At 67.0% G+C, this 24,165-nt stretch carries 28 protein-coding genes; 11 read left to right on the top strand and 17 right to left on the bottom strand.

Features of this window, described 5'->3' with window-relative positions:
- Positions 1 to 14 precede the first annotated feature (14 nt).
- Positions 15 to 695, top strand: coding sequence for a tRNA (guanine(46)-N(7))-methyltransferase TrmB (gene trmB, locus ABIC65_RS06900; protein ID WP_354307687.1), 681 nt, complete (start codon positions 15 to 17; stop codon positions 693 to 695).
- Positions 682 to 1,275 (top strand): NUDIX hydrolase, encoded by a 594-nt coding sequence (locus tag ABIC65_RS06895; RefSeq protein ID WP_354307685.1) that lies wholly within the window; start codon positions 682 to 684, stop codon positions 1,273 to 1,275. The genes trmB and ABIC65_RS06895 overlap by 14 nt, the downstream gene beginning before the upstream one ends.
- Here ABIC65_RS06895 and ABIC65_RS06890 read toward each other — a convergent pair.
- Entirely contained in the window at positions 1,251 to 2,324 is a 1,074-nt protein-coding gene (locus ABIC65_RS06890; protein ID WP_354307684.1) for a GNAT family N-acetyltransferase, read from the bottom strand. The genes ABIC65_RS06895 and ABIC65_RS06890 overlap by 25 nt on opposite strands.
- Before the next feature lie 181 nt (positions 2,325 to 2,505).
- Here ABIC65_RS06890 and ABIC65_RS06885 point away from each other — a divergent pair, with 181 nt between their 5' ends.
- The 3 genes from ABIC65_RS06885 to ABIC65_RS06875 all read left to right on the top strand — a co-directional run bounded on the left by ABIC65_RS06885 (position 2,506) and on the right by ABIC65_RS06875 (position 4,582).
- Positions 2,506 to 2,961, top strand: a complete 456-nt coding sequence (locus ABIC65_RS06885; RefSeq protein WP_354307682.1) for a DUF2721 domain-containing protein — start codon at positions 2,506 to 2,508, stop codon at positions 2,959 to 2,961.
- 62 nt (positions 2,962 to 3,023) lie between these two features.
- Positions 3,024 to 3,509: a 5-(carboxyamino)imidazole ribonucleotide mutase gene (gene purE / locus ABIC65_RS06880; RefSeq protein WP_354307681.1), complete on the top strand. Its 486-nt coding sequence runs from the start codon at positions 3,024 to 3,026 to the stop codon at positions 3,507 to 3,509.
- Positions 3,506 to 4,582, top strand: coding sequence for a 5-(carboxyamino)imidazole ribonucleotide synthase (locus ABIC65_RS06875; protein WP_354307680.1), 1,077 nt, complete (start codon positions 3,506 to 3,508; stop codon positions 4,580 to 4,582). Before purE ends, ABIC65_RS06875 begins: the two co-directional genes overlap by 4 nt.
- Positions 4,583 to 4,609: 27 nt before the next feature.
- Here the strand turns inward: ABIC65_RS06875 and ABIC65_RS06870 are convergent, their stop codons facing one another.
- From ABIC65_RS06870 to ubiA, 6 genes are all read right to left on the bottom strand, one after another.
- Positions 4,610 to 4,930 carry a hypothetical protein gene (locus tag ABIC65_RS06870; RefSeq protein ID WP_064310305.1) on the bottom strand — a complete coding sequence of 107 codons (321 nt, stop codon included), beginning with the start codon at positions 4,928 to 4,930 and terminating at the stop codon, positions 4,610 to 4,612.
- A 186-nt stretch (positions 4,931 to 5,116) separates the two neighbouring features.
- Positions 5,117 to 5,527, bottom strand: a complete 411-nt coding sequence (locus ABIC65_RS06865; RefSeq protein WP_354307795.1) for a DUF3800 domain-containing protein — start codon at positions 5,525 to 5,527, stop codon at positions 5,117 to 5,119.
- Positions 5,511 to 5,849, bottom strand: coding sequence for a DUF3800 domain-containing protein (locus tag ABIC65_RS06860; RefSeq protein ID WP_354307678.1), 339 nt, complete (start codon positions 5,847 to 5,849; stop codon positions 5,511 to 5,513). Before ABIC65_RS06860 ends, ABIC65_RS06865 begins: the two co-directional genes overlap by 17 nt.
- A 64-nt stretch (positions 5,850 to 5,913) precedes the next feature.
- The gene (locus tag ABIC65_RS06855; protein ID WP_354307677.1) at positions 5,914 to 6,687 is read right to left on the bottom strand and encodes a 3'(2'),5'-bisphosphate nucleotidase CysQ; all 774 of its coding nucleotides are present in this window, start codon (positions 6,685 to 6,687) and stop codon (positions 5,914 to 5,916) included.
- Positions 6,680 to 8,026, bottom strand: coding sequence for a TldD/PmbA family protein (locus ABIC65_RS06850; protein WP_354307676.1), 1,347 nt, complete (start codon positions 8,024 to 8,026; stop codon positions 6,680 to 6,682). Before ABIC65_RS06850 ends, ABIC65_RS06855 begins: the two co-directional genes overlap by 8 nt.
- A 31-nt stretch (positions 8,027 to 8,057) precedes the next feature.
- Positions 8,058 to 8,990, bottom strand: a complete 933-nt coding sequence (gene ubiA, locus ABIC65_RS06845; protein ID WP_354307674.1) for a 4-hydroxybenzoate octaprenyltransferase — start codon at positions 8,988 to 8,990, stop codon at positions 8,058 to 8,060.
- Positions 8,991 to 9,104: 114 nt separating this feature from the next.
- Here ubiA and ABIC65_RS06840 point away from each other — a divergent pair, with 114 nt between their 5' ends.
- The gene (locus tag ABIC65_RS06840; RefSeq protein ID WP_354307673.1) at positions 9,105 to 9,842 is read left to right on the top strand and encodes an EF-hand domain-containing protein; all 738 of its coding nucleotides are present in this window, start codon (positions 9,105 to 9,107) and stop codon (positions 9,840 to 9,842) included.
- 171 nt (positions 9,843 to 10,013) lie between these two features.
- Here ABIC65_RS06840 and ABIC65_RS06835 read toward each other — a convergent pair whose 3' ends face one another.
- The 8 genes from ABIC65_RS06835 to ABIC65_RS06800 all read right to left on the bottom strand — a co-directional run bounded on the left by ABIC65_RS06835 (position 10,014) and on the right by ABIC65_RS06800 (position 15,583).
- Positions 10,014 to 10,580, bottom strand: coding sequence for a carboxymuconolactone decarboxylase family protein (locus ABIC65_RS06835; RefSeq protein ID WP_354307672.1), 567 nt, complete (start codon positions 10,578 to 10,580; stop codon positions 10,014 to 10,016).
- Positions 10,581 to 10,673: 93 nt separating this feature from the next.
- The gene (locus tag ABIC65_RS06830) at positions 10,674 to 11,792 is read right to left on the bottom strand and encodes an acyltransferase (protein ID WP_354307670.1); all 1,119 of its coding nucleotides are present in this window, start codon (positions 11,790 to 11,792) and stop codon (positions 10,674 to 10,676) included.
- A 54-nt stretch (positions 11,793 to 11,846) separates the two neighbouring features.
- A complete protein-coding gene (locus ABIC65_RS06825; RefSeq protein WP_354307669.1) occupies positions 11,847 to 12,470 on the bottom strand; it encodes a MarC family protein in 624 nt (207 codons plus the stop codon).
- Positions 12,467 to 13,342 carry a bifunctional methylenetetrahydrofolate dehydrogenase/methenyltetrahydrofolate cyclohydrolase FolD gene (folD, locus tag ABIC65_RS06820; protein ID WP_354307668.1) on the bottom strand — a complete coding sequence of 292 codons (876 nt, stop codon included), beginning with the start codon at positions 13,340 to 13,342 and terminating at the stop codon, positions 12,467 to 12,469. Before folD ends, ABIC65_RS06825 begins: the two co-directional genes overlap by 4 nt.
- A complete protein-coding gene (locus tag ABIC65_RS06815; RefSeq protein WP_354307666.1) occupies positions 13,332 to 13,640 on the bottom strand; it encodes a DUF167 domain-containing protein in 309 nt (102 codons plus the stop codon). The genes folD and ABIC65_RS06815 overlap by 11 nt, the downstream gene beginning before the upstream one ends.
- A 3-nt stretch (positions 13,641 to 13,643) precedes the next feature.
- On the bottom strand, positions 13,644 to 13,940 hold the full coding sequence (locus ABIC65_RS06810; RefSeq protein ID WP_354307793.1) for a YggT family protein: 297 nt from the start codon (positions 13,938 to 13,940) through the stop codon (positions 13,644 to 13,646).
- Between the two features lie 75 nt (positions 13,941 to 14,015).
- Positions 14,016 to 14,915 carry an acetylglutamate kinase gene (gene argB / locus ABIC65_RS06805; RefSeq protein ID WP_010544919.1) on the bottom strand — a complete coding sequence of 300 codons (900 nt, stop codon included), beginning with the start codon at positions 14,913 to 14,915 and terminating at the stop codon, positions 14,016 to 14,018.
- A 20-nt stretch (positions 14,916 to 14,935) separates the two neighbouring features.
- Positions 14,936 to 15,583 (bottom strand): queuosine precursor transporter, encoded by a 648-nt coding sequence (locus ABIC65_RS06800; protein ID WP_354307665.1) that lies wholly within the window; start codon positions 15,581 to 15,583, stop codon positions 14,936 to 14,938.
- A gap of 198 nt (positions 15,584 to 15,781) precedes the next feature.
- Between ABIC65_RS06800 and ABIC65_RS06795 the strand changes: the two genes are divergently transcribed.
- The 4 genes from ABIC65_RS06795 to ABIC65_RS06780 all read left to right on the top strand — a co-directional run bounded on the left by ABIC65_RS06795 (position 15,782) and on the right by ABIC65_RS06780 (position 21,898).
- Positions 15,782 to 16,312: a hypothetical protein gene (locus tag ABIC65_RS06795; protein WP_354307664.1), complete on the top strand. Its 531-nt coding sequence runs from the start codon at positions 15,782 to 15,784 to the stop codon at positions 16,310 to 16,312.
- 164 nt (positions 16,313 to 16,476) lie between these two features.
- Positions 16,477 to 19,311 carry a M16 family metallopeptidase gene (locus tag ABIC65_RS06790; RefSeq protein WP_354307662.1) on the top strand — a complete coding sequence of 945 codons (2,835 nt, stop codon included), beginning with the start codon at positions 16,477 to 16,479 and terminating at the stop codon, positions 19,309 to 19,311.
- Between the two features lie 23 nt (positions 19,312 to 19,334).
- Positions 19,335 to 19,634, top strand: a complete 300-nt coding sequence (locus ABIC65_RS06785; protein WP_354307661.1) for a hypothetical protein — start codon at positions 19,335 to 19,337, stop codon at positions 19,632 to 19,634.
- Positions 19,635 to 19,834: 200 nt separating this feature from the next.
- Entirely contained in the window at positions 19,835 to 21,898 is a 2,064-nt protein-coding gene (locus tag ABIC65_RS06780) for a S9 family peptidase (protein WP_354307660.1), read from the top strand.
- A 46-nt stretch (positions 21,899 to 21,944) separates the two neighbouring features.
- On the opposite strand, the gene ABIC65_RS06775 is transcribed toward ABIC65_RS06780, so the two are convergent.
- On the bottom strand, positions 21,945 to 23,249 hold the full coding sequence (locus ABIC65_RS06775) for a hypothetical protein (protein ID WP_354307658.1): 1,305 nt from the start codon (positions 23,247 to 23,249) through the stop codon (positions 21,945 to 21,947).
- A gap of 169 nt (positions 23,250 to 23,418) precedes the next feature.
- Positions 23,419 to 23,715: a short-chain fatty acyl-CoA regulator family protein gene (locus ABIC65_RS06770; protein ID WP_354307792.1), complete on the bottom strand. Its 297-nt coding sequence runs from the start codon at positions 23,713 to 23,715 to the stop codon at positions 23,419 to 23,421.
- 97 nt (positions 23,716 to 23,812) lie between these two features.
- On the opposite strand from ABIC65_RS06770, the gene ABIC65_RS06765 reads away from it, so the two are divergent.
- Complete coding sequence (locus tag ABIC65_RS06765) at positions 23,813 to 24,148, top strand: hypothetical protein (protein WP_354307657.1); 336 nt, start codon at positions 23,813 to 23,815, stop codon at positions 24,146 to 24,148.
- Positions 24,149 to 24,165: the final 17 nt, after the last annotated feature.

Below are 24,165 nucleotides of genomic sequence, written 5' to 3'. Positions count from 1 at the left end.
ATGCGCTGCGCCCCATGGCAGATCCCGTCACCCTCCGTCGTCTCTATGGCCGTCGCCAAGGCCACAAGCTCCGCCAGGGCCAGTCCGCGCTCGTCGAGGCATTGCTGCCCCAGGTGAGCGTGCCCGATGCCGGCCCGCTCGATGCGCAGACCCTGTTCGGCGACGATCGCCCGCTCGAATTCGAGATCGGCTTCGGCGGCGGCGAGCATCTCGCCGGCCAGGCGTCGATGCGGCCTGATCACGGCTTTATCGGCTGCGAGCCGTTCCTCAACGGCGTTGTCGGCGCGCTCAATTATATCCGCGACGGCGAACTCGCCAATGTCCGCCTGCACATGGGCGACGCGCTGGAAGTGATGGAGCGGCTGCCCGATGCCAGCCTGTCCCGCGTCTACCTGCTTCACCCCGATCCCTGGCCCAAGGCGCGCCACGCCAAGCGGCGCATGGTCAACCACGGTCCGCTCGACCTGATCGCCGCCAAGCTCAAGCCCGGCAGCGAGTTCCGCCTCGGCACCGACGATCCCACCTATTGCCGCTGGGCGATGATGGTGCTGGGCCAGCGCAAGGACTTCGTCTGGCAGGCTACAACCGCGCAGGACTTCCTCACCCGCCCCGCCGACTGGCCGGAGACGCGCTACGAGCGCAAGGCGCGACGCCAGGGGCATGAGGTGTGGTATTTCCGCTATGTCCGGGTCTGAGCCCGGCCACCGCATCGAAAGCGTCGAGACGGTCTACCAAGGCTGGGGCCGGCTGCTGCTGGCGACGCTGCGCACCCCCGACGGCAGCCTGATCACCCGACAGATCGAGGATCACGGCGATGCCGTCGCGGTGCTGCCCTATGATGCTGACCGCGGCACCGTGCTGCTGGTCCGCCAGTCGCGCCCGCCGCTGCTCTTCCGGGGCGAGACCGAACCGGTCTACGAGGCACTCGCCGGGCGGATCGATCCGGGCGAGGATGCCGACACCACCGCCCGCCGGGAAGCGGTGGAGGAATGCGGCGTCACGCTGGGGACGATCGATCTGGTCGGCCATTTCTTCGCGATGCCGGCGGTCTCCACCGAGCGGCTGAGCCTCTATCTCGCGCCCTACAGCCTGGCCGATCGCACCGGCGCCGGCGGCGGGCTGGCGCACGACCATGAAGATATCGAGGTGATCGAGATGCGGCTCGACGATCTCTGGGCAGAGGGCATGGCCGCGCTGGCCGACATGAAGACCGCGATCCTCGTCCTCGCGCTGCGCGAGCGACTCGCCGCTCAGGCCTGGCCGCCCGCCGCCTGACCGCTGCGGCGCCATACGCCGTGCAGCAACCGCGCCGCGAAAGCGTCCAAGCCCGGCCGAACGAAGATCCAGTCGCGGATCGCCGGGCCCCTGGTCGCGCCCATGGTCTGCTTGTAGCCGCTGTCGCCCGCGCCCCAATCGACCAGCGTCACCCCGCGCTCGCGGGCGCGCAGCAGGTTGCGATACTGGAGCAGCTTGCCCGGCGACTGCTTCGCCACCGCCGGATCATAGCTGTTGGCGATGGCGTAACAGCGCGTGCCGGCGACCAGGTCGAACGAGAAGGCCATCGGCCGCCCGTCGATCCGCAGCACCGCGGCGGAGAGCATGTCCGCCAGCACGGGATCGTGCAACACCGCTTGCCAGAAGGCGCCGTGCCCGTCGGCGGTGAACTTGGCGTCGCGTCCGTCGGTGCGGTCGGCGATCCAGCTGCGCCGCTCGATATCGGCGAGCGCGTCGACGTCCGGCGGTCCCCATTCCCAGGCGAGCGGGCCCGCGGCGGCGAGATGCTTCTCCAAATGCCGGTTCTTGCGCAGCGTCGATCCGCGCGGCCAGTCCTCGGCTGCGATGTCGAGCTGGAAGCTGTCGGCCACATGCCGATCGAGCAGCGTCCATCCCGTCGCCAGCGCGCGTGCCTTCAGCCAGTCGAGCGCGGGATCGCCGTCCTCGACCGGCCCGATCCGCAGCGCCCGCACCTGCCGCACCAGCGCGCCGAGCAGGGCATCCGCCGCCGCGTCGCTCGCGCCTTCCGCCACGGGGAAGCTGCGGAACGGCCAGTAGCAGCCGGGGATTTCCGCCAGACCCAGCCAGTGCGGTCCCTTGGCGACGAAGGGCAGCGCCGCCGCCGGCATGCCCACGGTCTCCACCACCAGCGTCCGCGCTGTGCCGCCATAGGCGTGGAGCGCTGCGGCGTACCACCCGCGCCGGAGGAAGCGGTGGCTTTCCGCGGCACGTTCGGCAACCGCGTCCAGCGCGTCCGCCAGGCCGTGTACAAAGGTGGTGGATATCCCTTCCCCCACCCGATCGTCATCCCCGCGGAGGCGGGGATCCATTTGCCAGGACGGGCTGGGAAGAAGCCCAGGCATTCCCACCAAGGGGTCCCCGCCTTCGCGGGGATGACGGTGGAGGCGGGGGACCGGCGGGGCCATTCGAGCGTCTTACGTGCTCACCCGTTACCATCCGGTGCAGCCCCTGCTTGCACGCAGCGCACCACCGCTTGCATAAGGAGCATGCATGGAAGGTCCCTATCTCTCCACCGTCTCGGATACGATCCAGGCTGCGATCGCGCCAGTGTTCCTGCTCGCCGGCATCGGCGCGTTCCTGAACACCATGGTCGGCCGGCTCGCCCGCATCATCGATCGCGCGCGGGTGATCGAGGAGCTGCACCCGCGCTCCAGCGGCCCCGAGCATGACCGCCATGTCTGGGAACTGCGCATCATCGATCGCCGCATCTCGGTGATCAACAACGCGATCTTCCTGTGCACCGCCAGCGCGCTCGCCATCTGCATGGTCGTCGCGCTGATGTTCGTCTCGCGGCTCGCCAATCTCCATGTCGGCATCTGGGTCGCGGTTGCCTTCATCATTTCGATGCTGCTGCTGATCGCGGGGCTGCTCTATTTCCTCGTCGAGGTGCGGATGTCGCTCAAGGCGATCCATGTCCGCCAGGAACTGCTCGAACTTGATTCCTAGCCCATTGCCCTAAGGGCGCCGCCTGACTAACACCCCGCTTCCATTCCACGGTCGGGCAGGCAATGGCGGACGCACCTCTTATCGGCATCATCATGGGCAGCACCTCCGATTGGGAGACGATGCGCCACGCCGCGTCGATCCTCGAGGAGCTGGGCGTGCCCCACGAGACCAAGGTCGTCTCCGCCCACCGCACGCCCCAGCGGCTGTATGACTATGCGACCAGCGCGGCGGATCGCGGGCTCAAGGTGATCATCGCCGGGGCCGGCGGGGCGGCGCACCTCCCCGGCATGGCGGCGGCGATGACGCATCTGCCGGTGCTGGGCGTGCCGGTCGAATCCAAGACGATGAAGGGGCTCGATAGCCTCTATTCGATCGTCCAGATGCCCGGCGGCATTCCCGTCGGCACGCTGGCGATCGGCAAGGCGGGCGCCAAGAACGCCGCATTGCTCGGCGCCGCAATCCTCGCCACGTCGGACGCGGCCCTCACCAAAAAGCTGATCGCCTGGCGCACCGCGCAGACCGAGAGCGTCGCGGAGGAACCGGCATGAGCGACATCCTCCCCCCCGGCTCCACCATCGGCATCCTCGGCGGCGGCCAGCTCGGCCGTATGATCGCGGTCGCGGCCGCCAATCTCGGCTATCGCACCCATGTCCTCGCTCCCGACGAGGAAAGCATCGCGGCGCAGACCGCTTCCAGCTTCACCCGCGCCGACTATCACAGCCATATCGTGCTCGACGAACTGGCGAGCCATGCCGACGTGATCACCTACGAGTTCGAGAATGTCGCGCTCGCCCCCGTCGCGCATCTCGCCAGCAAGGTTCCGGTGCGGCCCGGCGCCAAGAGCCTGGAAATCGCGCAGGACCGCGCCAACGAGAAGTCGTTCGTGGCCGAGCTCGGTGGCCGTACCGCGCCCTGGGCGCTGGTCACCACCCGCGACGAGCTGCACGAAGCGATCGCGAAGATCGGCGCGCCGTCGATCCTCAAGACGCTGCGGCTCGGCTATGACGGCAAGGGCCAGGTGCGGCTGCACGACGCCGCCGAAGCCGAGGCGGCCTGGGCAGCGATCGGCGAACGCCCGGCGATCCTCGAAGGCTTCGTCACCTTCAGCCACGAATTCTCGATCATCACCGTGCGCGGGCTCGACGGCACGCTGGCCAGCTATCCGCCGCCCTGGAACGAGCACAAGGACGGCATCCTCGCCCGCTCCACCCTGCCCGCCCCGGCCGAAATCGCGCGTCACTGGACCGAGGCGGCAGCGCTTTCCGGCCGCGTCGCCGAGGCGCTGGGCCATATCGGCGTGCTGACCTGCGAGTTCTTCGCGACCGAGCAGGGTCCGGTGTTCAACGAAATGGCGCCGCGCGTGCATAATAGCGGCCACTGGACGATCGAGGGGGCCGAGACCTCGCAGTTCGAGAACCATGTCCGCGCGATCTGCGGCCTGCCGCTCGGCTCGACCGCGCTGACCGGTAGCCATGTCGAGATGGAGAACCTGATCGGCGACGAGGCCGATCGCTGGCCCGAACTGCTCGCCGAGCCGGGCACCCATCTCCACCTCTACGGCAAGGGCCAAGCCCGGCCGGGGCGCAAGATGGGGCATGTCACGCGGGTGAAGCGGGGCTAGCCCCTCGTCACCCGCGCGCGTGGCGGCTCAATTGCCTTCCGAATCGACGACGAACACCTCGGGCTTCCCCCGCGACAAGGGGTCCCACCCGGCCGAGAGCGCGGAGCGGACGCAGCGCGTGATCGTCGCATCGTCCAATTGGAGACGCCCGCGTGGCAGCCCTTTGAGCAGCCGCTTGGGCGCCGGGAATTCCAGCCACGCCTCGCGCTTGGCATCGCGCTGGGCAACCGCGATGGTCATCCCCTTCCAGCCCTCATCGTCCGATAGATGAGGCTCGCGTTGCAGACGCCAATCATAGGTAACGCCATCCAGATCGATGGCACCGCTTGTGCTCAGGGATTTCGACATGGGGCGGCCCTTAGCATGCTAGGCGGGCAAAGACACAGGGGCGGAACAAGGGGATGCCGAACGAGTAACGCCGAGGTAGCGCTGCGGCTTGTATCAGTCTGGCTCTTGGCCTACATACCGAGCAAGGATTGGGCTTTCCCGGTCGACAAAAGGGCTTCGGGTTTCCGGGGCCCTTTTGTTTTGCACTCATGGAAAGATCGTCAGGGCGGACACGCGATCCTTGATGGTATCGAAAGCCCGGTTCGCCTGGTCCGGTCGAAGGGCGCGAAGCGCAATCGGCCGTACGATAATATCGCTAAGCTGATGTCCTGCGAGATTGGCTGATTTAGGGACGAAAAGGGGCTCAAGCGGCGTTCTCATGAGGTCAACAGAACGCCATCCCCATTGCTTGCCATTTTGGGCGATCCGCCGAAATTCCAGTTCCAGCTGACGGTCCTCTTCCCGTCCCCGCCCTTCGAACAGAACATGCGTCAGCTGCCCCTCCTGCCCTTCGCGTATCAGCTTGTCGCTAAGCTTCTCCATACAAAACTGCATCGCAATCTCGTATGGGTTCCAGGGGTTCACATACCGTGCTTTGTGCCTAAACTTGTCGATCACCGCGCAAAATGCGCGAAATGGAGCATCCGCCATCACCGCGCTGACATCTGCCATGAACGCTGCTCGGAGAGCGGAATCTTTTCTTAAAGAAAGCGAACGGCGGCTCCTGCTTGCGGATTTCGCGCTCGTGCAAAATCGCGGCGTCATGACCGAAGTATTTGAACTTCAGCCTCCGAAAGGCTGGCTCAACATTTTCCGCATATGCGCTCTTTTCGAATATACAAAAAACCAAAGCAAAAACGGGAAATTGCGGATCAATCGATTGAAGACCGTGATCTCCACTTTCGTCCGCAAAGACGATGTAGTCGCTAAATGCCGGCACTCTACAAATTTGAAGCTGGTAGACGGTGAATGCAACAACGCAGTTTGGCAGTAATCGGCGGCGCCTACCGCTTTCCCGGCTCCACCCGGTCCGCCAGCCGCGTCACGGCGGCGGAGTGGATGCCCTGCGTCGTCGCCAGTACGCCGTACGCCTCGCCCGCGGGGGTGTTGAAGGCCAGCGGTTGCCCCAGCGCATCGGTCACCGCCGCGCCGGCCTCGCGGGCGAGCAGCACCGCGGCGGCGATGTCCCATTCATGGCCCCAGCGCAGCGTCGCGACGAGGTCCGCCTCGCCGGCTGCGACCATCGCGATGCGCAGCGCGATCGAATTGGGCTTGGGCACCGTCACCAGGTCGCGGTCGACCCTGGGGAGCTGGTCCGCCGGCACTCGTGCGCCGGGGAGCTCGGCGCGCTCGGCCGCCCGCAGCGCGACGCCGTTCCGCCATGCCCCCGCGCCCGCCCGTGCCGTCCAAACCTCGCCGCGCGCGGGCGCATCGAGCACCCCGATCACCGGCTGGCCATTCTCGACGAGCGCGATCGAGACCGCCCAGCCGGGCCGCCCGCGCAAATAATCGCGGGTGCCGTCGATCGGATCGACCACCCAGAGCCGGGAGAGCGCCAGCCGATCGGCATTGTCCACCGTCTCCTCGGAAAGCCAGCCGGCATCGGGGAGCAGCGCCCCCAGCCGTTCGCGGAGCAGCGCGTCCACCTCCAGGTCGACCGCGCAGACCGGGTTGCCCGGCGCCTTTTCCCAGCGCGCGAAATCGCTTTGCCAGCGCGCCATGGCGTGGCGGCCCGCGTCGGCGGCGATCGCCGCGATCTCGGCGGCGAGCTCAGGCACCGGCGATCGTCATCCCGTCGATGCGGACCGTCGGCGCGTTGATGCCATAGCGGAACTCGAGGTCGTTGGCAGGCGTCAGCGCCAGGAACATGTCCTTGAGGTTGCTCGCGATCGTCACCTCGGAGACCGGCACGGTGAGTTCGCCCTTCTCGATCAGGAAGCCTGCCGCACCCCGGCTATAGTCGCCGGTGACGCCGTTGACGCCCTGGCCGATCAGCTCGAACACATAGAGGCCGTGCTCGATCTCGCCGATCAGCGTCTCGGCGGGGACATGGCCCGCCTCCATATAGAGATTGCTCGGCGAGACGCCGGGCGCCCCGCCGCCGCCGCGGGTGGCATGGCCGGTCGGCTCGAGACCCAGCTGGCGGGCGGCGGCGCTCTCGAGCAGCCAGGTCTCCAGCATGCCTTCGCGGACGATCTGCATGCGGCTGACCGGCAAGCCCTCGCCGTCGAATGCACGCGAGCGCATGCCGCGCGGGCGGTGCGGATCGTCCCAGATGGTCACGCCGGGGGCGAAGATCTGGGTGCCCAGCGCGTCGAGCAGGAAACTGGTCTTGCGGGTGATCGCCGCGCCGGAAATCGCCCCCATCAGGTGCCCGAGCAGCCCGGAGGAGACGCGGCGATCGAACACCACCGGCATCGCGCCGCTGGCGATCTTGCGCGGGTTGAGGCGGGCAACCGCGCGCTCGCCCGCCAGCCGCCCGATCGCCTCGGGCGAGTCGAGCATCGCCGCGTGGCGGGCGGAATGGTGGGCATGGTCGCGCTCCATCGCGCCGCCGCTGCCGGCGAGCACGCTGGCCGAGATGCCGTGGCTCGATTGCGCATAGGCGCCGTGAAAGCCGTGGCTGGTGACGAGCGCGAGCTGCACCCGGCTCGCGCCTGCGCCCGCGCCTTCGCTGTTGGTCACGCCCGCCACGCCGCGCGCGGCTTCCTCGGCGGCGAGCGCACGGACCTTGAGCGCGGCGGGCTCCACCTCGGCGCCGTCGTCGAGATCGAGGTTCGGCGGGGCGCCGTGCATCAGCCGGTCCTGCGGGGCGAGCCCCGCCCATTGGTCCTCCGGCGCCTCGCGCGCCATCGCCACCACGCGCTCGACCAGCGTGTAGATCGCATCGCTGCTCAGGTCGCTGGTCGAGACGCTGGCCGAGCGCTTGCCGACGAACACCCGCAGGTCGAGTTCCTCGGCCTCGGAGCGCTCGACATCCTCCAGCGCCCCCATCCGGACGGAGACGGAAAGCGAGCGGTCGGCGGAGAAGACGGCATCGGCGGCGTCGGCACCGGCACGGCGGGCACGCGCCACCGCATCGGCGGCGCGCTCCAGGGCCTGATCGTTGTTCAGCATCCCCGCGACTTAGGAGCGCGGGGCCGTAAAATCAAAGTCCGGACATTCCCACCACCGCGCAGGCGGCGAGCATCAGGAACCCGGCATCGCGATTGGCGCGGAAGCGGCGCAGCGCATTGGCGCCGTCGGCGGGCTTGAGCGTCACGAGCTGCCAGACGAAATGCACCGCCACCGGCAGCAGCGCGAGCAGCGCGAGCGGATCGGGCCGCACCGTCCACAAGGCCGCTCCCCACAAGGCCACCGCGCCGACATAGAGCAGCCCGACGCCGCCGCGGACGTGCGCCCCCATCCGCCGCGCCGACGAGCGGACCCCGACGATCGCGTCGTCCTCCACGTCCTGCAACGCGTAGATCGTGTCATAGCCGATCACCCACAGGATCGTGCCGGCATAGAGCCACCACTGCGCCCCCTGCCGGCTGGCAAAGGCCGCCCCGGGATCGCCCGCGACGAACCCCACCACCGCCCCCGATCCGAACACGATGCCGAGGAACGCCTGCGGCCACCAGGTGATGCGCTTCATGAACGGATAGGCGGCGACCACCGGCAGCGTCGCCAGCGACCAGAGCTTGGCGGGCAGCGGCATGGCGAGCCACACCGCCAGGCCGATCGCGAGCAGCACCGCCAGCCAGGTCCAGGCCGCGCGCAGCGAGACGGCGCCGCTCGGCAGCGGGCGGCTGCGGGTGCGCTCCACCTGCGCGTCGAGGTCGCGGTCGACGATGTCGTTATAGACGCAGCCCGCGCCGCGCATCGCGATCGCGCCGAGCAGCATCGCGCCGATCCGCCACCAGGCCCCGTCCGGCAGGCCCGAGAGCAGCGCGCCCCAGGCGCAGGGCAGGAACAGCAGCCACCAGCCGATCGGCCGGTCCAGCCGGGCGAGCAGCGCGTAGGGCCGCCAGCCGCTGGGCAGCAGGCCGATGAAGCCGCGATGTTCGGTATCGGGGGTGATGGGGGTGGCGCCGGTCATGCGCTGCCTGCTGCCACAAGCGCGCCCCTGCCCCCAAGCCGAAATTTGCGGGCACAATTTTGCGACAATCGCTAGCTAGCGGGACGAATCGGTTTTCGGGTGGAGGGTTCAAAGATGCGGATGCTGGGTTTGGCAGGACTGTTGCTGGTGCTGGCGAGCGGCGCACAGGCGCAGGACGGTCCCCCGCCGCCGGGCGGACCGGGTGGCCCTGGGGGCCCGCGTCCGCGCGGCCTGTTCGTCAGCCCGATGGGCGAGCCGTTCCGCGGCACCCCCGACGGCAAGGCGCCCGCCGATGCCTGGTTCGACGGCGCCGACGCCGATCATGACGGCGCGCTGACGCTCGACGAGTTCCGCGACGATGCGATGCGCTGGTTCAAGATCCTCGACCGCAAGGGCGACGGCGAGATCGACCCTGCCGATATCGAGCATTACGAGACCGTCCTTGCCCCCGAGGCGCGCGGCGGCGGCTTCGAGACCGGCGGGCCGACGATGGGCGACAATGGCGAGGTGAAGGCCGCCGACATCGGCTCCACCCGCGTACTGAGCGGCCTCGCCCGGTTCAACTATCTCGGCAGCCCCGAGCCGGTAACCGCGGCGGACACCAGCCTCAACGGCGGCGTGAGCGCGATCGAGTTCATGAGCTCGGCCAAGCGCCGCTTCGATCTGCTCGATACCAACCATGACGGCAAGATCACCAAGGCCGAGCTTCCCGAACTGCGCACCGGCGCGTTCAAGCGCGGGGGTCGCGGCGGGCGCGGCGGCGGTGGTGGCGAGGGCGGCGGCCGGCGCGGCGGCGGCGGGCATCGCGGCGGCTATATGGGCGGATCGGTGGGCGGCAGCATGGGCGGCTGAGCCGGCACCCTCACCCTCCCACTGCCTTCGGCAGCGGGCCCCTCCCTCTCCCGCAGGCGGGAGAGGGCCGAGGTAAGAATCCCTCTCCCGCCTGCGGGAGAGGGAGGGAGGCGCCCAGCGCCGGAAGGGTGAGGGTGAGTCGGGGTCGGTGAGGGCGGCTGGCGGAAGCCCCTATTCCCGCTCGGGCACCGGCACGTTGAACCCGTTGAGCGTCACCGACACCAGGCTGTACAGCCCCACCAGATAGATCAGTTCGTTGGCGCCGTGCTGGCCGAAGGTATCGACCGCCAGCCGATAGCACGGCTCGGGCAGCACCCCGCCCTTCACCAGCGCATAGGCGACGTCGAACGCGACATTCTCCTGCTCGTCCAAATCGGCGGGCTTGAGCCCCGCGCAGATCGCCGAGATCCGTGCCGGGGACATCTTCTCGGCCTCGGCCACCGCGACATGCGCGTAGAGTTCGTACGCCGCATCGAAATGCGCCCCGGTGACGAGGATCGCGACCTGCCGCGCCGGATCGGGCAGCGTCGCTTCCATCGACATCGCCTTGGTCAGCGCCCAGATCGCGCCGCCGATCTTGGGCTCGTGCAGCCACGGGTTCCACGGCCCCATCAGGCTGCCGTCCGAGCCCACCGCGACGAAGGCATTGAAGTTGGACGAGATGCCGCGCTTCATATCCTCGTAGAGCGGCTTCTGGTCGTCGGAGAGCTGGTCGGGCTTCAGGAGGGGCAGGCGCATGGTCGTGCAGTCCTTCGCTGGACGCGGCGAGGATGCCGCGCTGCACAAATGCTACAGCGCCGCGTTGGCTCCGGCGATCCTACGCGGGGATAGTCAGAGAACGCGCCGCACGCCGGGGATCGCCCGCAAGGCGGCGGCAACCACGAAGGCACCAATACAGGCCGCGGCGGAAACGCCGACGAACTTGACCCAAGGCGTATAGGGCAAGGTCGCGGCCCACCTGCTGAGCGCAACAAGGACCGGTGCGTGCACCACGAACGCGCCGAACGCGTTCGCCGCGAACCACCGGCCTACCGGGCCCGAGCGCCGCGCCGGAGTCGCCGCCCAGGCGAACAGCGTCAGGATCACGCCCGTCGCGACGAACGGCTCCCACAACGCATAATAGAGCGCGTTGCCGTTCCACCCGCCTTCGAAGCCCCCGCCAACCCCGTGCAGCATGATCATGATGGGCAACGTCACGACGGCAAGGATGGCAACCGCGAGCCAGGGCACGGCCGCGCGCAGGGGTATCCGTTCCAGCAGACGATGCGGTGCGGCGGCGATGCCGGTGACGAACAGCAGGATATAAAGCGGGAAAAAACCGAGCTGCAGCCAGAGCACCTCGTGGCCGACGGGGATGACCAGCCGAACCACGAACGCCACCATGCCGATCCCGATCATCGCCGGCAGGAGCGTCCTCGGCCGCGGCAGCGCTGCCGCCGTGCGTCCATTGGCCGGAAACGCGCCCGCCCAGCGCAACAGCGCATAGGCATGCGCGAAGATCAGCAGCGCCAGTGCGAACCAGAGCGGGCCGGGGCCATGCGTTCCGCCAACAATCCCCTGCCCCCAGCGCCGCAGCAGGTCCGCGCCGCCGGTGGCGTCGGCAATCTCGACGGTGAGCGGGAACAGCACGAAGAAGAACGCCAGCAGCGGCAGCCCGAGCCGGATCCAGCGGTCCGCCAGATAGCGGCCGGCGCCTTTCCGGTCGAACGAGGCAGGCGTGTAATAGCCTGCCAGCAGGAAGAACAGGCCCATGAAATAGGACTGGTTGACCGCGTTGAACATCACCAGCAGCGGATTCGACGCGTTGGGCTCCTGCCGCCAGAACCACCCCCCGGACCCGCCATAGACGATCGCGCTATGGTGCAGGATGACGAGCATCGTCATGAGCACCCGCACCAGATCGATGCCGGCGTTGCGCTGTGTCGGAGTGGGTGCGGGGGTCGATGCCATCCCCCGGTATGAAGCGAAACGTTGCGCTCGCCAACCGATCTGCGCGTGTCGGCCCTACCCCGCCGCCAGTGCCGCGCGGATACCGTCGATCACGAACTGCACCGCCAGCGCCGCGAGCAGCACGCCGAGCAGCCGCGACACCACCGCCTCGATCTTGGCGCCGACGATCCGCATGATCGGCCCCGCCGCGAGCAGTGCCAGCACGCACAGCAGCAGCACCGCCAGCATCGCCGAGAGCACGACCAGCGATTGCTCGATCCCCTTGCTCTGCGCCATCAGCAGCATCACCGAGGCGATCGAGCCCGGCCCGGCGATCATCGGCATCGCCATCGGGAAGATCGAGATGTCGACCGGATCCTCGGCCTTCACCTTCTCGGCGCGGTCCTCGCGGCGTTCGGTGCGCTTCTCGAACACCATTTCCAGCGCGATCAGGAACAGCATGATGCCGCCGGCGATGCGGAAGGCGTTGAGGCTGATCCCCAGCGCGTGGAGCAGCGCCTCGCCGAACAGCGCGAAGCCGAGCAGGATGATCGAGGCGACCATCACCGCGCGCACCGCCATCGCGCGGCGATGCACGGCATTGGTCCCCGCCGTCAGCCCCGCGAAGATCGGCGCGCAGCCGGGCGGGTCGATGATGACGAAGAAGGTGACGAAGGACGAGACGAACAGCTCGATCAAATCGCGTCTGCCTCGAGCGGTACCCCCGCATTGCGGTGCGCGGCGACCAGCGTGTTGCGCAGCAGGCAGGCGATCGTCATCGGGCCGACGCCGCCCGGCACCGGCGTGATCGCCCCCGCGACGCTCGCCGCGCCGTCGAAGTCGACATCGCCGACCAGGCCATTGTCGGTGCGGTTGATGCCGACGTCGATCACCGTCGCGCCTGGCTTCAACCACTCACCCTTGACGAAGTGCGGGATGCCCACCGCCGCGACGACGATGTCCGCGTGGCGGAGATAATGCGGCAGGTTGCGGGTGCGCGAATGGACGATCGTCACCGTCGCGCTCGCCTTGGTGAGCAGTGCCGCCATCGGCTTGCCGACGATGTTCGAGCGGCCGATCACGACCGCGTCGAGGCCCGACAGGCTGCCGAGCTTGTCCTGCAGCAGCATCAGGCAGCCGAGCGGGGTGCAGGGCACGAAGCCTTCGAGACCCGTGGCGAGGCGGCCGGCATTGACCGGGTGGAAGCCGTCGACGTCCTTCTCGGGCGAGATGCGCAGCAGCACTGCCTGCTCGTCGATATGCCTGGGCAGCGGCAGCTGGACGAGGATGCCGTCGACGCTGGCGTCCGCATTGAGCTGGTCGACCAGCGCGAGCAGCGCTTCCTGCGTCGTATCGGCCGACAGCTTGTGCTCGAAGCTCGCCATCCCGGCCTCGCGGGTCTGCTTGCCCTTGGAGCGGACATAGACGGCGGACGCCGGGTCCTCGCCCACCAGCACCACGGCGAGGCCGGGCACGCGCCCCGCCGCCGCTTCGAATGCAGGAACCAGGGTCGCGATGCGGGCGCGCAGGCCCGCGGCAAATGCCTTGCCGTCGATGATCTCAGCCGTCATGCGCCTCGCCATAGAGGCTGCGGGCGATTTGTTCCAGCGCCGCACCGTCCCCGGCGATCGAAAGTCGCTTGAGCCGCGACGTTTCGCCCGCGATCAGCGTCACGTCGCGCTTGGGCACCCCGAACGCCTTGGCGACCAGCGGCACCAGCGCGGCGTTGGCGGCGCCCTCCACCGGCGGGGCGGCAAGGCGGGCGGCGAAATGCTCCTCCGTCCCGGCCGCCAGCACGTCGCGCGACGCCCGGGGCGTCACGCGCACGGCGATCTCGAGCCCCGTGGCGCTAGGCCGCCAGGCCGGCACGGCTCAGAGCGCGGCGCCGGCGATCATGATCGCGATCCGCGGGATCACGATGTTCTGCAGGATGTAGAGGATCAGCAGCACGACCAGCGGCGAGATGTCGAGCGCGCCGAAGTCCGGCAGGATGCGGCGGATCGGGCGGTACAGCGGCTCGGTCATCCGCTGCAGCGCGGTCCACACCGCGCGGACGAAGTCGCTGTGCGTGTTGATGACGTTGAACGCGATCAGCCACGACAGGACCGCCTGGATCACGATGATCCACCAGACGATGTTCAGCACCACCTGCACGATCTGCAGCAGCATCAGGCCAATCTGGGTCAATTCACTCTCCGCGACACCGTTTCAGGTGCGATATAGGATGAAACGCGCGCCGAACAATCAGCTGTGGACGAGCGTGCCTACGCCCTGGCGGGTAAAGATTTCCAGCAGCATGCCGTGCGGGATGCGCCCGTCGAGGATCACCGCCGCATCGACGCCCGCCGCGACCGCGTTCACGCAGGTCTCCACCTTGGGGATCATGCCGCCCGAGATGGTGCCGTCGTCCTTGAGCGCCTGCACCCGCGCCGCATCGAGATCGGTCAGCAGGTCGCCGGTCTTGCTCAGCACGCCCGGCACGTCGGTGAGCAGGAAGAAGCGCTTGGCGCCGCATGCCCCGGCGATCGCCCCCGCCATGGTATCGGCGTTGATGTTGTAGGTGTGCCCGTCCGCGCCCAGCGCGATCGGCGACACCACCGGGATGAAGCCCGACGCCGCGAGCGACTGGAGGATGGAGATGTCCACCGCCACCGGCTCGCCGACGAAGCCCAGGTCGACGTGCCGCTCGATGCCCTGCAGCGGATCGGCCTCGCTGCGCTGCACCTTCTCGGCGCGGACGAGGCCGGCATCCTTGCCCGAGATGCCCACGGCCCTGCCGCCGGCCGCCGCGATCCAGGCGACGATTTCCTTGTTGATCGAGCCCGCCAGGACCATCTCGGCGATCTCGGCGGTCGCCTTGTCGGTGACGCGCAGACCGCCGACGAAGGTCGATTCGACGCCGAGCCGCTTGAGCATCCGCCCGATCTGCGGGCCGCCGCCATGGACGACGATCGGGTTGATCCCCACCGCCTTCAGTAACACCACGTCTTCGGCGAAGTCGCGCGCCAGCTCGGGATCGCCCATGGCGTGGCCGCCATATTTCACGACGAAGGTGGCGCCGGCATAGCGCTGCAGATAGGGCAGCGCCTCGGTGAGGGTTTCGGCCTTGGCGAGCAGCGCCGGATGGGGTGCGTGGTCGGTCATGCGCGGCCCTTTAGAGCCGCTCAGGCCCTACGTCCATCGAGAGCGCGTCCCAGCGCCACCGCGCCGGTGATCAGGAACGGCACGAGCACGATCGACAGCACCACCTTGGTGAGCATCTGCCCGGCCATCAGCTCCAGGATCGGCCGCTCGCCGAGAAAGGAGATGCTGATGAACAGCACGGTATCGACGATCTGCGACACCACGCTCGCCACCATCCCGCGGAACCAGACCAGCCCGCCCGGCCCCTCGCGCCCGCGCAGCTTGTTGAAGATGAACACGTTGAGCGTCTGCGAGGTGCCGTAGGAGATGAACCCCGCGAGCATCATCCTCATCCCCTGCCCCACCACGATCGGGAAGGCGGCGACCGCAGGCGGGTACATGCCGGGATCGGTCGGCAGGATCAGCACCAGCTGGATCAGCGCGGCGGACATCAGCAGCGGCACGAAACCCAGCCGCACCAGCCCGGTGGCGATCGCCTGGCCGTGCAGCTCGGCCACCGCGCTCGACAGCACGACGAGCAGCAGGAAGGCGAAGATCCCCGCCTCCACCGCCAGCGGGCCGAGCGCGACCTGCTTCACCCCCAGCACGCCCGCCATGCAGACCATGCCGCCATAGAGGATGGCGTAGACGAACAGCGAACGGGGGACGGCGAGCTTCTGGGTATCCATCGCCGGGTGCTAGCGCCAAAGGCGGCCGGGTGGAAGATGGCGCGAGGGGCCGATACGTCCCTCTCCAGGCCTGCAGCACCGGCGCAATGCGCACCTGCACACTTTCTTAACGATGCGGGCTGTCTAACCAGACGTGGAACGATAAATCCGTCAAGTCCGGTGTGTTGCGGGGACGGCGGGGATAAAGGGGAGCCGCACATGATTGTCGCCGCGGGACGGGGGTATTGGCGGGAAGCCTTGGAGTTTCTCGTCTATTTCGTCTTCATGACGTTGCTGAGTGCGGCGATGTACGTGCTCGTCAGCTATGCGCCGCAGGCCAACTCGACCTGGTATATCAATACCTGTATCGTCGTTGCCGTTCTTACCGGTGGCTACGCAGTCAGGATGTACCGGCGTTACCGGGCAGCGCGGCTGCTGAAATCGGTGGGAACGGCGAAGGCCACCCCCTCTCGCATCTCGCCCAAGGAGTCGCGTCGGCGGAGTTGGTCCGATCGCATTGCCGGCGAGACGCTGCGCGACGACAGTCCCGAACGCGCGAAAGCCCTCACGGAGCTGGAAGCCGTGGAGGAAGCCTATCGCGCGCGCTGCCGGGCACGCGGAGAGAAGCCGGACCGGTCTTCGTCCGAGCCGACCGCGTCGATGACGACCGACCAGATCCGAGAAAGGATCGCGCTGCGACTGGACCAGCTGGCGCTGCATGGTGCGCGCGGAGCCGCATCCGGCCGCTAGACCGCCGGATGCGCGCGCCGTCGGACGGCATGACCGTAGCGGCCGGAGTGGACGAAAAGTCACCCGATCAAAGCATGCAGCTTGCCGATGCCTGCCGATGCTTGCCGCCCCCGCCCGCGCGGCTATGGTGCGGCCCATCACATTCTGTGGGGGATTCCGCTTCGATGCCGTCCATGCGCCTGCTCTGCACCACTGCCCTGATCGCGCTCGCCGCGCCTGCCCTGCCCGCCTTCGCCCAGCAGGCGCCCATCGCGACCACCCCCGCACCGCTTTCCACGCTGGTCGACCAGGTGAAGCTCCCCTATGAGCAGTTCACCCTCGCCAACGGGCTGCGCGTGATCGTCCATACCGATCGCAAGGCGCCGGTCGTCGCGGTTTCGGTCTGGTACGATGTCGGCTCCAAGTCGGAGCCCGCGGGCAAGACAGGCTTCGCGCATCTGTTCGAGCATCTGATGTTCAACGGCTCGCAGAACGCCCCTGGCGATTTCTTCGAGCCGCTCAAGCAGGTCGGCGCCACCGATCTCAACGGCACCACCAGCTTCGATCGCACCAACTATTTCGAGACGGTGCCCAAGCCCGCGCTCGCCCGCGCGCTGTTCCTCGAGAGCGATCGCATGGGCTGGTTGACCCCGGCCATCACCCAGGGCGTCCTCGACGAGCAGCGCGGCGTCGTCCAGAACGAGAAGCGCCAGGGCGACAACCGCCCCTATGGCCTGATCCAGTACACGCTTTTCCAGGAACTGCTGGGCACCACCCCGTATGGCCATACCCCGATCGGATCGATGGCCGATCTCGACAAGGCGAGCCTCGCCGATGTGAAGGGCTGGTTCCACGATCATTATGGTCCGAACAACGCCGTGCTGGTGCTGGCCGGGGATATCGACGCCGCAGAGGCGCGGCCGCTGGTCGAGAAATATTTCGGCGCGATTCCCCAGGGCCCCAAGGGCCACCTGCCCCAGGTGACGGTGCCGACGCTGCCCGCCGCCAAGACCGTTGTGCTGAAGGACCGCGTACCCGCCACCCTGATCGTGCGCAGTTGGGCGATCCCCGGCCTCAACGATGCCGAGACACCGGCGCTGCAGGTGTTCGGCGAAGTGCTGGGCGGCCTGGCCAGCTCGCGGCTCGACAATGCGCTGGTCCGCAAGGAGAAGCTGGCGGTCAACGTCTCCGCGGGGGCCAGCCCGATGGCGCAGCTCGGCATGTTCCAGATCCAGGCGGTGGTGAAGCCGGGGGTAGACCCGGCGCTGGTCAACCAGCGGATCGACGCCATCCTGGCCGATCTGATCGCCAAGGGACCCACCGCCGATGAGGTGCAGCGCGTCGCCACCAGCAACGTCGCCGGCACGATTGCCGGGCTGGAATCGACCCGCGCCCAGGCATCGGCCCTGGCCGAGGGCGCGCTCTATTCGAACGACCCGGGCTTCTTCCGCAAGCGCCTTGCCGCGCTCGCGGCGGTAACGCCGGAAAAGGCGCGCGCCGCTGCCGCCAAATGGCTGGCGCGTCCCGCGCTCACCATCCGCGTCGAGCCGGGCGACCGCGCCGCCTATGAGGAATCCACCCCGGTGCCCCCGGCCAAGCCGGCGGCCGAGGAAGCGATCCCCAAGGGCGATCGCGGGGCCCTGCCCGATGTCGGCCCGGTGCGCGACATCCGTTTCCCCGACGTGGCCCGCACCAAGCTGTCCAACGGCATGGAGCTGATCTACGCACAGCAGAGCGCGGTGCCGATCACCCAGGTGTCGCTGAGCTTCGACGCGGGCGTCACCGCCGATCCGGATGGCAAGGCCGGCACCCAGAACCTCGCGCTCTCGCTGCTCGAGGAAGGCACCACCCGCCGCGATTCGATCGCGATCGCCGAGGCCGAGGAGCGGCTGGGCGCCAATATCGGTTCGGGCAGCTCGGCCGACCGCACCTACCTCACGCTGGGCGTGCCGAGCGCCAACCTGGGCGGCGCGGTCGATCTGTTTGCCGATGTCGTGCGGCACCCGGCCTTCGCCCCGAACGAAGTCGAACGGCTGCGCGCCACGACGCTGACCGGCATCCAGTTCGAGCTGAGCGATCCGAGCGGCCTCGCCAACCGCGTGCTGCCGGGCCTGCTCTATGGCAGCGCCTATCCCTATGCCAAGCTCGGCAACGGCTCGGGCGATCCCGCCGCGATAGCCAAATTGTCGCGCGACGATCTGTTCGCGTTCCACCGCGCCTGGATCCGGCCGGACAAGGCCAAGATCTTCGTCGTCAGCGACCTGCCGCTGGCGCAGGTGAAGGCGGCGCTGGAGGCGCGCTTCGGCGACTGGAAGGGTGAGGGCGCGGCCGGCGTCAAGGCGTTCGCCGGCAAGCCGCAGCCGTCCGGCGCCCGCATCGTGCTGGTCGACCGGCCCGCTTCGCCCCAGTCGCTGATTCAGGCAGGGCAGATGACGGCGCTCGATCCCACCGGCGACCTGCTCGTCGCGGTCACCGCCAACCAGGTGCTGGGCGGCGGCTTCCTGTCGCGCATCAACATGGAGCTGCGCGAGAACAAGCACTGGTCCTACGGCGCGGGCGGCGGGTTCAACTGGCTGGAGCATGCCGTGCCCTATGCGGTGAACGCGCCGGTCCAGGCGGACCGCACCGGGGACTCGATCCAGGCGATCCGCCAGCAGGTCCGCGACTTCCTGACGACCAAGGGCGTCACCCCGGCCGAGCTCACCCGCGAGGTCAACGGCGCCACCCGCGAGCTGGCCGGGCGATTCGAAACCGCGGGCGCGGTGCTCGGCGCGATGCAGCAGAACGACCTCCGCCATCGCCCGGACGATTATTACGACAGCATCGCGCAAAAATATCGCGCGCTCACCGCCGCCCAGCTTGACGCTGCGGCACGCGGGGCACTCGACGTCGATCGCTTCGTTTGGGTGGTGGTGGGCGACGCCGCCAAGGTCCGCCCGCAGCTTGACAGCCTCGGCCTGCCTGTCGAGGTGATCAGCGCGAGTTCTCTGGCGGGGAAGGCCCCGCCGGCAACCAAGTAACCTGGCAAGTAGGAGAGATCCAAATGGCGAATGTGGATGGCAGCTGGAACACCGTGACCAAGTCGCCGCTGGGCGACCAGCAGGCGACGCTCACCGTCACCAGCAACGGCGACAGCTTCACCGGCAGCTTCAACGGCGCGATGGGCCAGACCGAGATCAAGGACGGCAAGGTCAATGGCGACACGCTCAGCTGGTCGCTCGACATCTCGGTGCCGATGCCGATGACGCTCACCTGCGAAGCGACCGTCACCGGCGACAGCCTCGACGGCACCGTCACCGCGGGCGCCTTCGGCAGCTTCCCGATCACGGGCACGCGGGCGTAAGCTTCGACTGAAATCCTCCCCTGCAAGGGGAGGTGGCGCGCGCAGCGCGACGGAGGGGTGTAACCGCTGGGGGCGTGTCCTCCACGGCAGCGGGGACACCCCTCCACCACCGCCTTCGGCGGCGGTCCCCCTCCCCCGCTGGGGGAGGATCTTGGGGCATCGGGACTTGCCCAACCCCCACGACTTCCTACAACGTCGCCATGAGCGAAAACCCCACGCCGCCCGTCGCCGCGACCCGCCCGCACAGCGTCACCCATCACGGCATCACCATCGAAGACCCCTGGGCCTGGCTGCGCGACCCCGGCTATCCCGAGGTCACCGACAAGGACGTCCTCGCCTATCTCGAGGCCGAGAACGCCTATTTCGACGCGATCATGGCGCCGCACAAGCCGCTCGCCGAGACGCTGTTCCAGGAGATGCGCGGCCGCATCAAGGAAGACGAGGCCAGCGTCCCCCAGAAGGACGGCGACTGGCTCTACTGGACCGATCACGAGGTCGGCGCCGAATATGCCCGCTGGTGGCGCAAGCCCGTCGCCGGCGGCGAGGACCAGCTGATCCTCGACGAGACCCCGCTCGCCGCCGGCAAGGAATATTTCCGCCTCGGCGAGATTGCGGTGAGCCCCGACGGCCGGCTGCTCGCCTATGCCTATGACGACAACGGCTCGGAACGGTTCGAAGTCCGGGTCAAGGACCTCACCACCGGCGAGCTCCTGCCCGACACCATCTCGGGCATGCTCTCCGACATCGTCTGGACCGCGGATTCCAAGGGCTTCCTCTACGGCCTCGCCAACGAGAACTGGCGCACCGACAATGCCCGCTGGCACAAGCTCGGCGAGCCGGTGGACAGCGACATCGAGCTGTTCCGCGAGGCCGACGAAGGCTACCGCGTCGCGGTCGGCGAGACCTCGTCGCGCAAATGGCTGACCATCGCCACCGGCGACCATGTGACGAGCGAGGTCTGGCTGCTCCCCGCCGACAACCCCGCCGCCACGCCCGTGTGCGTCGCCCCGCGCAAGCCCGGCCGCGAATATGACGTCGACGAGCATGACGGCACGCTGTTCATCCACACCAACGATACCGACACCAACTGGCGCCTCGTCACCGCGCCGATCTCGGCCCCGGGCGAATGGACCGAGCGCATCGCCCCCTCGCGCCATTTCTACATGACGGGGGTCAGTTGCTTCGCCGATTTCTTCATCGTCGAGGGCCGCGAGGACGGGCTCGATCAGGTCGCGCTGCACCGCTACGACCCCGCCATCCCCCCGGTGCGCCTGACCTTCCCCGAGGCAAGCTATGTCGCGGGCCTGGGCGACAACCCCGAATATGCCGTCACCAAGCTGCGGCTCGGCTATGAATCGATGGTCACCCCCGGCACCGTCCAGGATTACGACGTCGCGACGGGCGCGCTGGAAACGCTCAAGGTCCAGGAGATCCCCAGCGGCTATGACGGAGCCAAGTATCGCACCGAGCGCCTGACCATCACCGCGCGCGACGGCACCGCCGTCCCCGTCTCGATCGTCTATCCGCACGACTTCCCGCGCGACGGCACCGGCAAGCTCTATCTCTATGCGTACGGCGCCTATGGCCACGCCATCCCACCGGGCTTCTCGACCAGCCGCATGTCGTTCCTCGATCGCGGCATGGCCTTCGCCATCGCCCATATCCGCGGCGGCGACGATCTCGGCCAGCACTGGTATCACGAAGGCAAGCTGGAGAAGCGCACCAACACCTTCCACGATTTCGTCGACGTGGCGAAGGGGCTGATCACCCTCGGCTATACCGCGCCGGGCCGGATCGCCATCGCCGGCCGATCGGCGGGCGGCGAGCTGATGGGCGCGGTGGTCAATTCGGACCCCGAGCTGTGGGGCGCGGTGATCGCCGACGTGCCGTTCGTCGACGTGCTCAACACCATGCTCGACGAGAGCCTGCCGCTCACCCCCGGCGAGTGGCCCGAATGGGGCAACCCGATCGAGGACAAGGCGGCGTTCGAGCTGATCCGCAGCTACAGCCCGTACGACAATGTGAAGGCACAAGCGTACCCGCCGATGCTGATCTCGGGCGGCCTCAACGACCCGCGCGTGACCTATTGGGAGCCCGCCAAATGGGCCGCCCGCCTGCGCGCGACCAAGACCGACGACAATATCCTGCTGCTCAAGACCAATATGGGCGCCGGCCATGGCGGCAAGTCCGGGCGGTGGGAGAGTTTGCGCGAATATGCCGACGAGATGGCGTTCGTGCTTTGGCAGTTGGGGGTGGAGGGGTGAGTTGGGATGAGCGAGGCACCATCCGTGTGCCTCGCCATCTGCTTCATCATACGTTAGCAGCCGACTCCGCGACCTGCTCGATTTCAGCCAACAGAATATTTGCGTCGTTTACTATCGCTGTACGAATCAGCAACGCCTCTAAATCATCTCTGGTTAAAACATAAACTCCAGAATTCATGACCTCTTTGATTTCGGGAAGTATCTCCTCCCTCAACTTCGTGGTAACCATGATGGGGTAAACTTTGATATGGGAATTATTGGTAGCGTTCAGACTTGCTCGTACTGCCGCCGCTCTTCCGAGTAAGACGGATGGCTTGTGCCCGGCCTTTAGGACGCCGGTAGTACATTCAACAAGTGCTATATTTCCTTCTGGCGACGACACAAGTATGTCGACAGCATCTTTCATCTTGGAATTGACCCCAAGATGAGACGGACTAAAACCCAGAAGCCACACAAGCCAAGACACAGCAAACTCAAGATCTTTTCCGGGATCAGACCCCTCGCCCCTCAGATACCCTGTAAGTATCTTAAGACCGGGGTCATAGACCTCCAGCGCGGCACGCCTTGGATTTTGCGATTTATCTGGATCATGAATCCACCAGCTGTGAAACGCCTTGCCATCATAGCTCGCGAATGCCTGAATCAATGCTGCTGGGGGAACGTCGAAGTGGCCGCTTCCCACGCATACATTGCCTTCATCCTCCCACTTGAAGTGCCCGGCGACCCAAACCCCTCGGCTGAACAAACTACCGTTCGCAAGTATGCGATAACCCACGGCAGCTTTGCCAAAATCGAGGCCTTTGACCAACCTTACTTTCACGTCGGCACGAGAGCCTCGCACCATCGAACGAGTATCAATCGCCACGACGATGGGCGAGCGAACTTCAAAGCTTGCATTTGTATTTTCTGTAATCGCTATGCCGACCGTTTGCAGCAGGTCAATCATCCCATCATACGGTTCGCTGTGCGAGCGCAGCTCCCAATCAAACGATGGCCGATTTATAATTTCATTTTGCAAGCCACCGATCAAGGTGAGAGCGTGTACATGGAGCTGACGGCTTGATACTCCACCTGGAGCTTCATCTAATTTAACATCGTAAAAATCGTCTGCATTTTTCTGAAAGTAATACCGGCACCCCCTTATCTCTATAACGCCGTCCAACAAACTACCGATTACATCCCCTAATTCACAATCACTACGATCCATCTTGATCTTAGCAGCTCGAATATTGTCGGTTTCTACCCAAACCTCTTGAACAACGTCTCCGGGGATGTTGTAGTTTATGACTCCCTTATGCAGGCTCCAAGAGTCACTTTTTCTAGATGCAACGAAGCTCAGCACGAACTCCATATGAGCATCAAACCCGACCAACGATTGCAAAAACCGTTCAATAGCCTGCGATGGCAGCAAGATCGCCTCCGAGGTGAATACCGAAATACTAATTGACCAGATGATCGAAACATAATGCTTATCATGAAAATTCGTGATTCAAAGACACTGCTGCAGACCTCTTAACCTCTCAATCCCCCGCAAACCCAAACGCCGTAACCCCGCGCTCCCGCTCGCTCCCCGCCGCCGCCCGCCCCGCAGGCGCCGCCGAGCGCTGCAGGCAGGCGACGCGCGTACACGCCCGGCACCCCAGGCCGATCGGCGCGGCGCGGCCGGCCAGGTCCACGCCGCGCGCCGCCGCCAGCGTCCCCGCCTCCGCCGCCGGCAGCCCCAGCGCGATCACGAAGCGCGGGCGCACCCCGCCGGGCGCCCTCCTTTGCCGTAGCCGCGAGCCTATGCAGCGACAGCTTCGGGCGCCACTATCCATCATGGCTTATGAAGGACAATCCAGAGCGATGAATCACGCCATGACCCATCTTAAGAACGCCTTCCGGTTAGATCCTCTTCAGGATGAGGATGCCGCTATGAAACTGTCGCTCTTGGTCGTCGGTTCTGAATTGCGCATCCCAGACATCATCGCCCTTCTAACCGATTCGAATTGGGGAGGCGTCGCGGGCGACCCGGGTTGGATCATCCATCGAGACGGGGATCCTCCCGTTACGACGTCGGAAAACAGCACGTCGCCAATCATCTTCACAGCGGAGGTGGACCCTGAGGACTATCCTTTGACCTTCCCGACATTCAGTTGCGACGGCGTTGCCTTCATGGGATACCTGACCCGCCTGGCAGATGCGCTGGAGGCAGACCTTCCGGATTTGGTTGAGATACGCGACTTACGCGCGGCTTTGGCATTGCAGTAGAGCACCGCTGCCAAGGC

This window comes from Sphingomonas trueperi (assembly GCF_040545665.1).
Classification (GTDB): Bacteria; Pseudomonadota; Alphaproteobacteria; order Sphingomonadales; family Sphingomonadaceae; genus Sphingomonas; species Sphingomonas trueperi_B.
The sequence above is the reverse complement of the archived record's forward strand: the minus strand, read 5'-3'. Positions and strand labels throughout refer to the sequence as shown.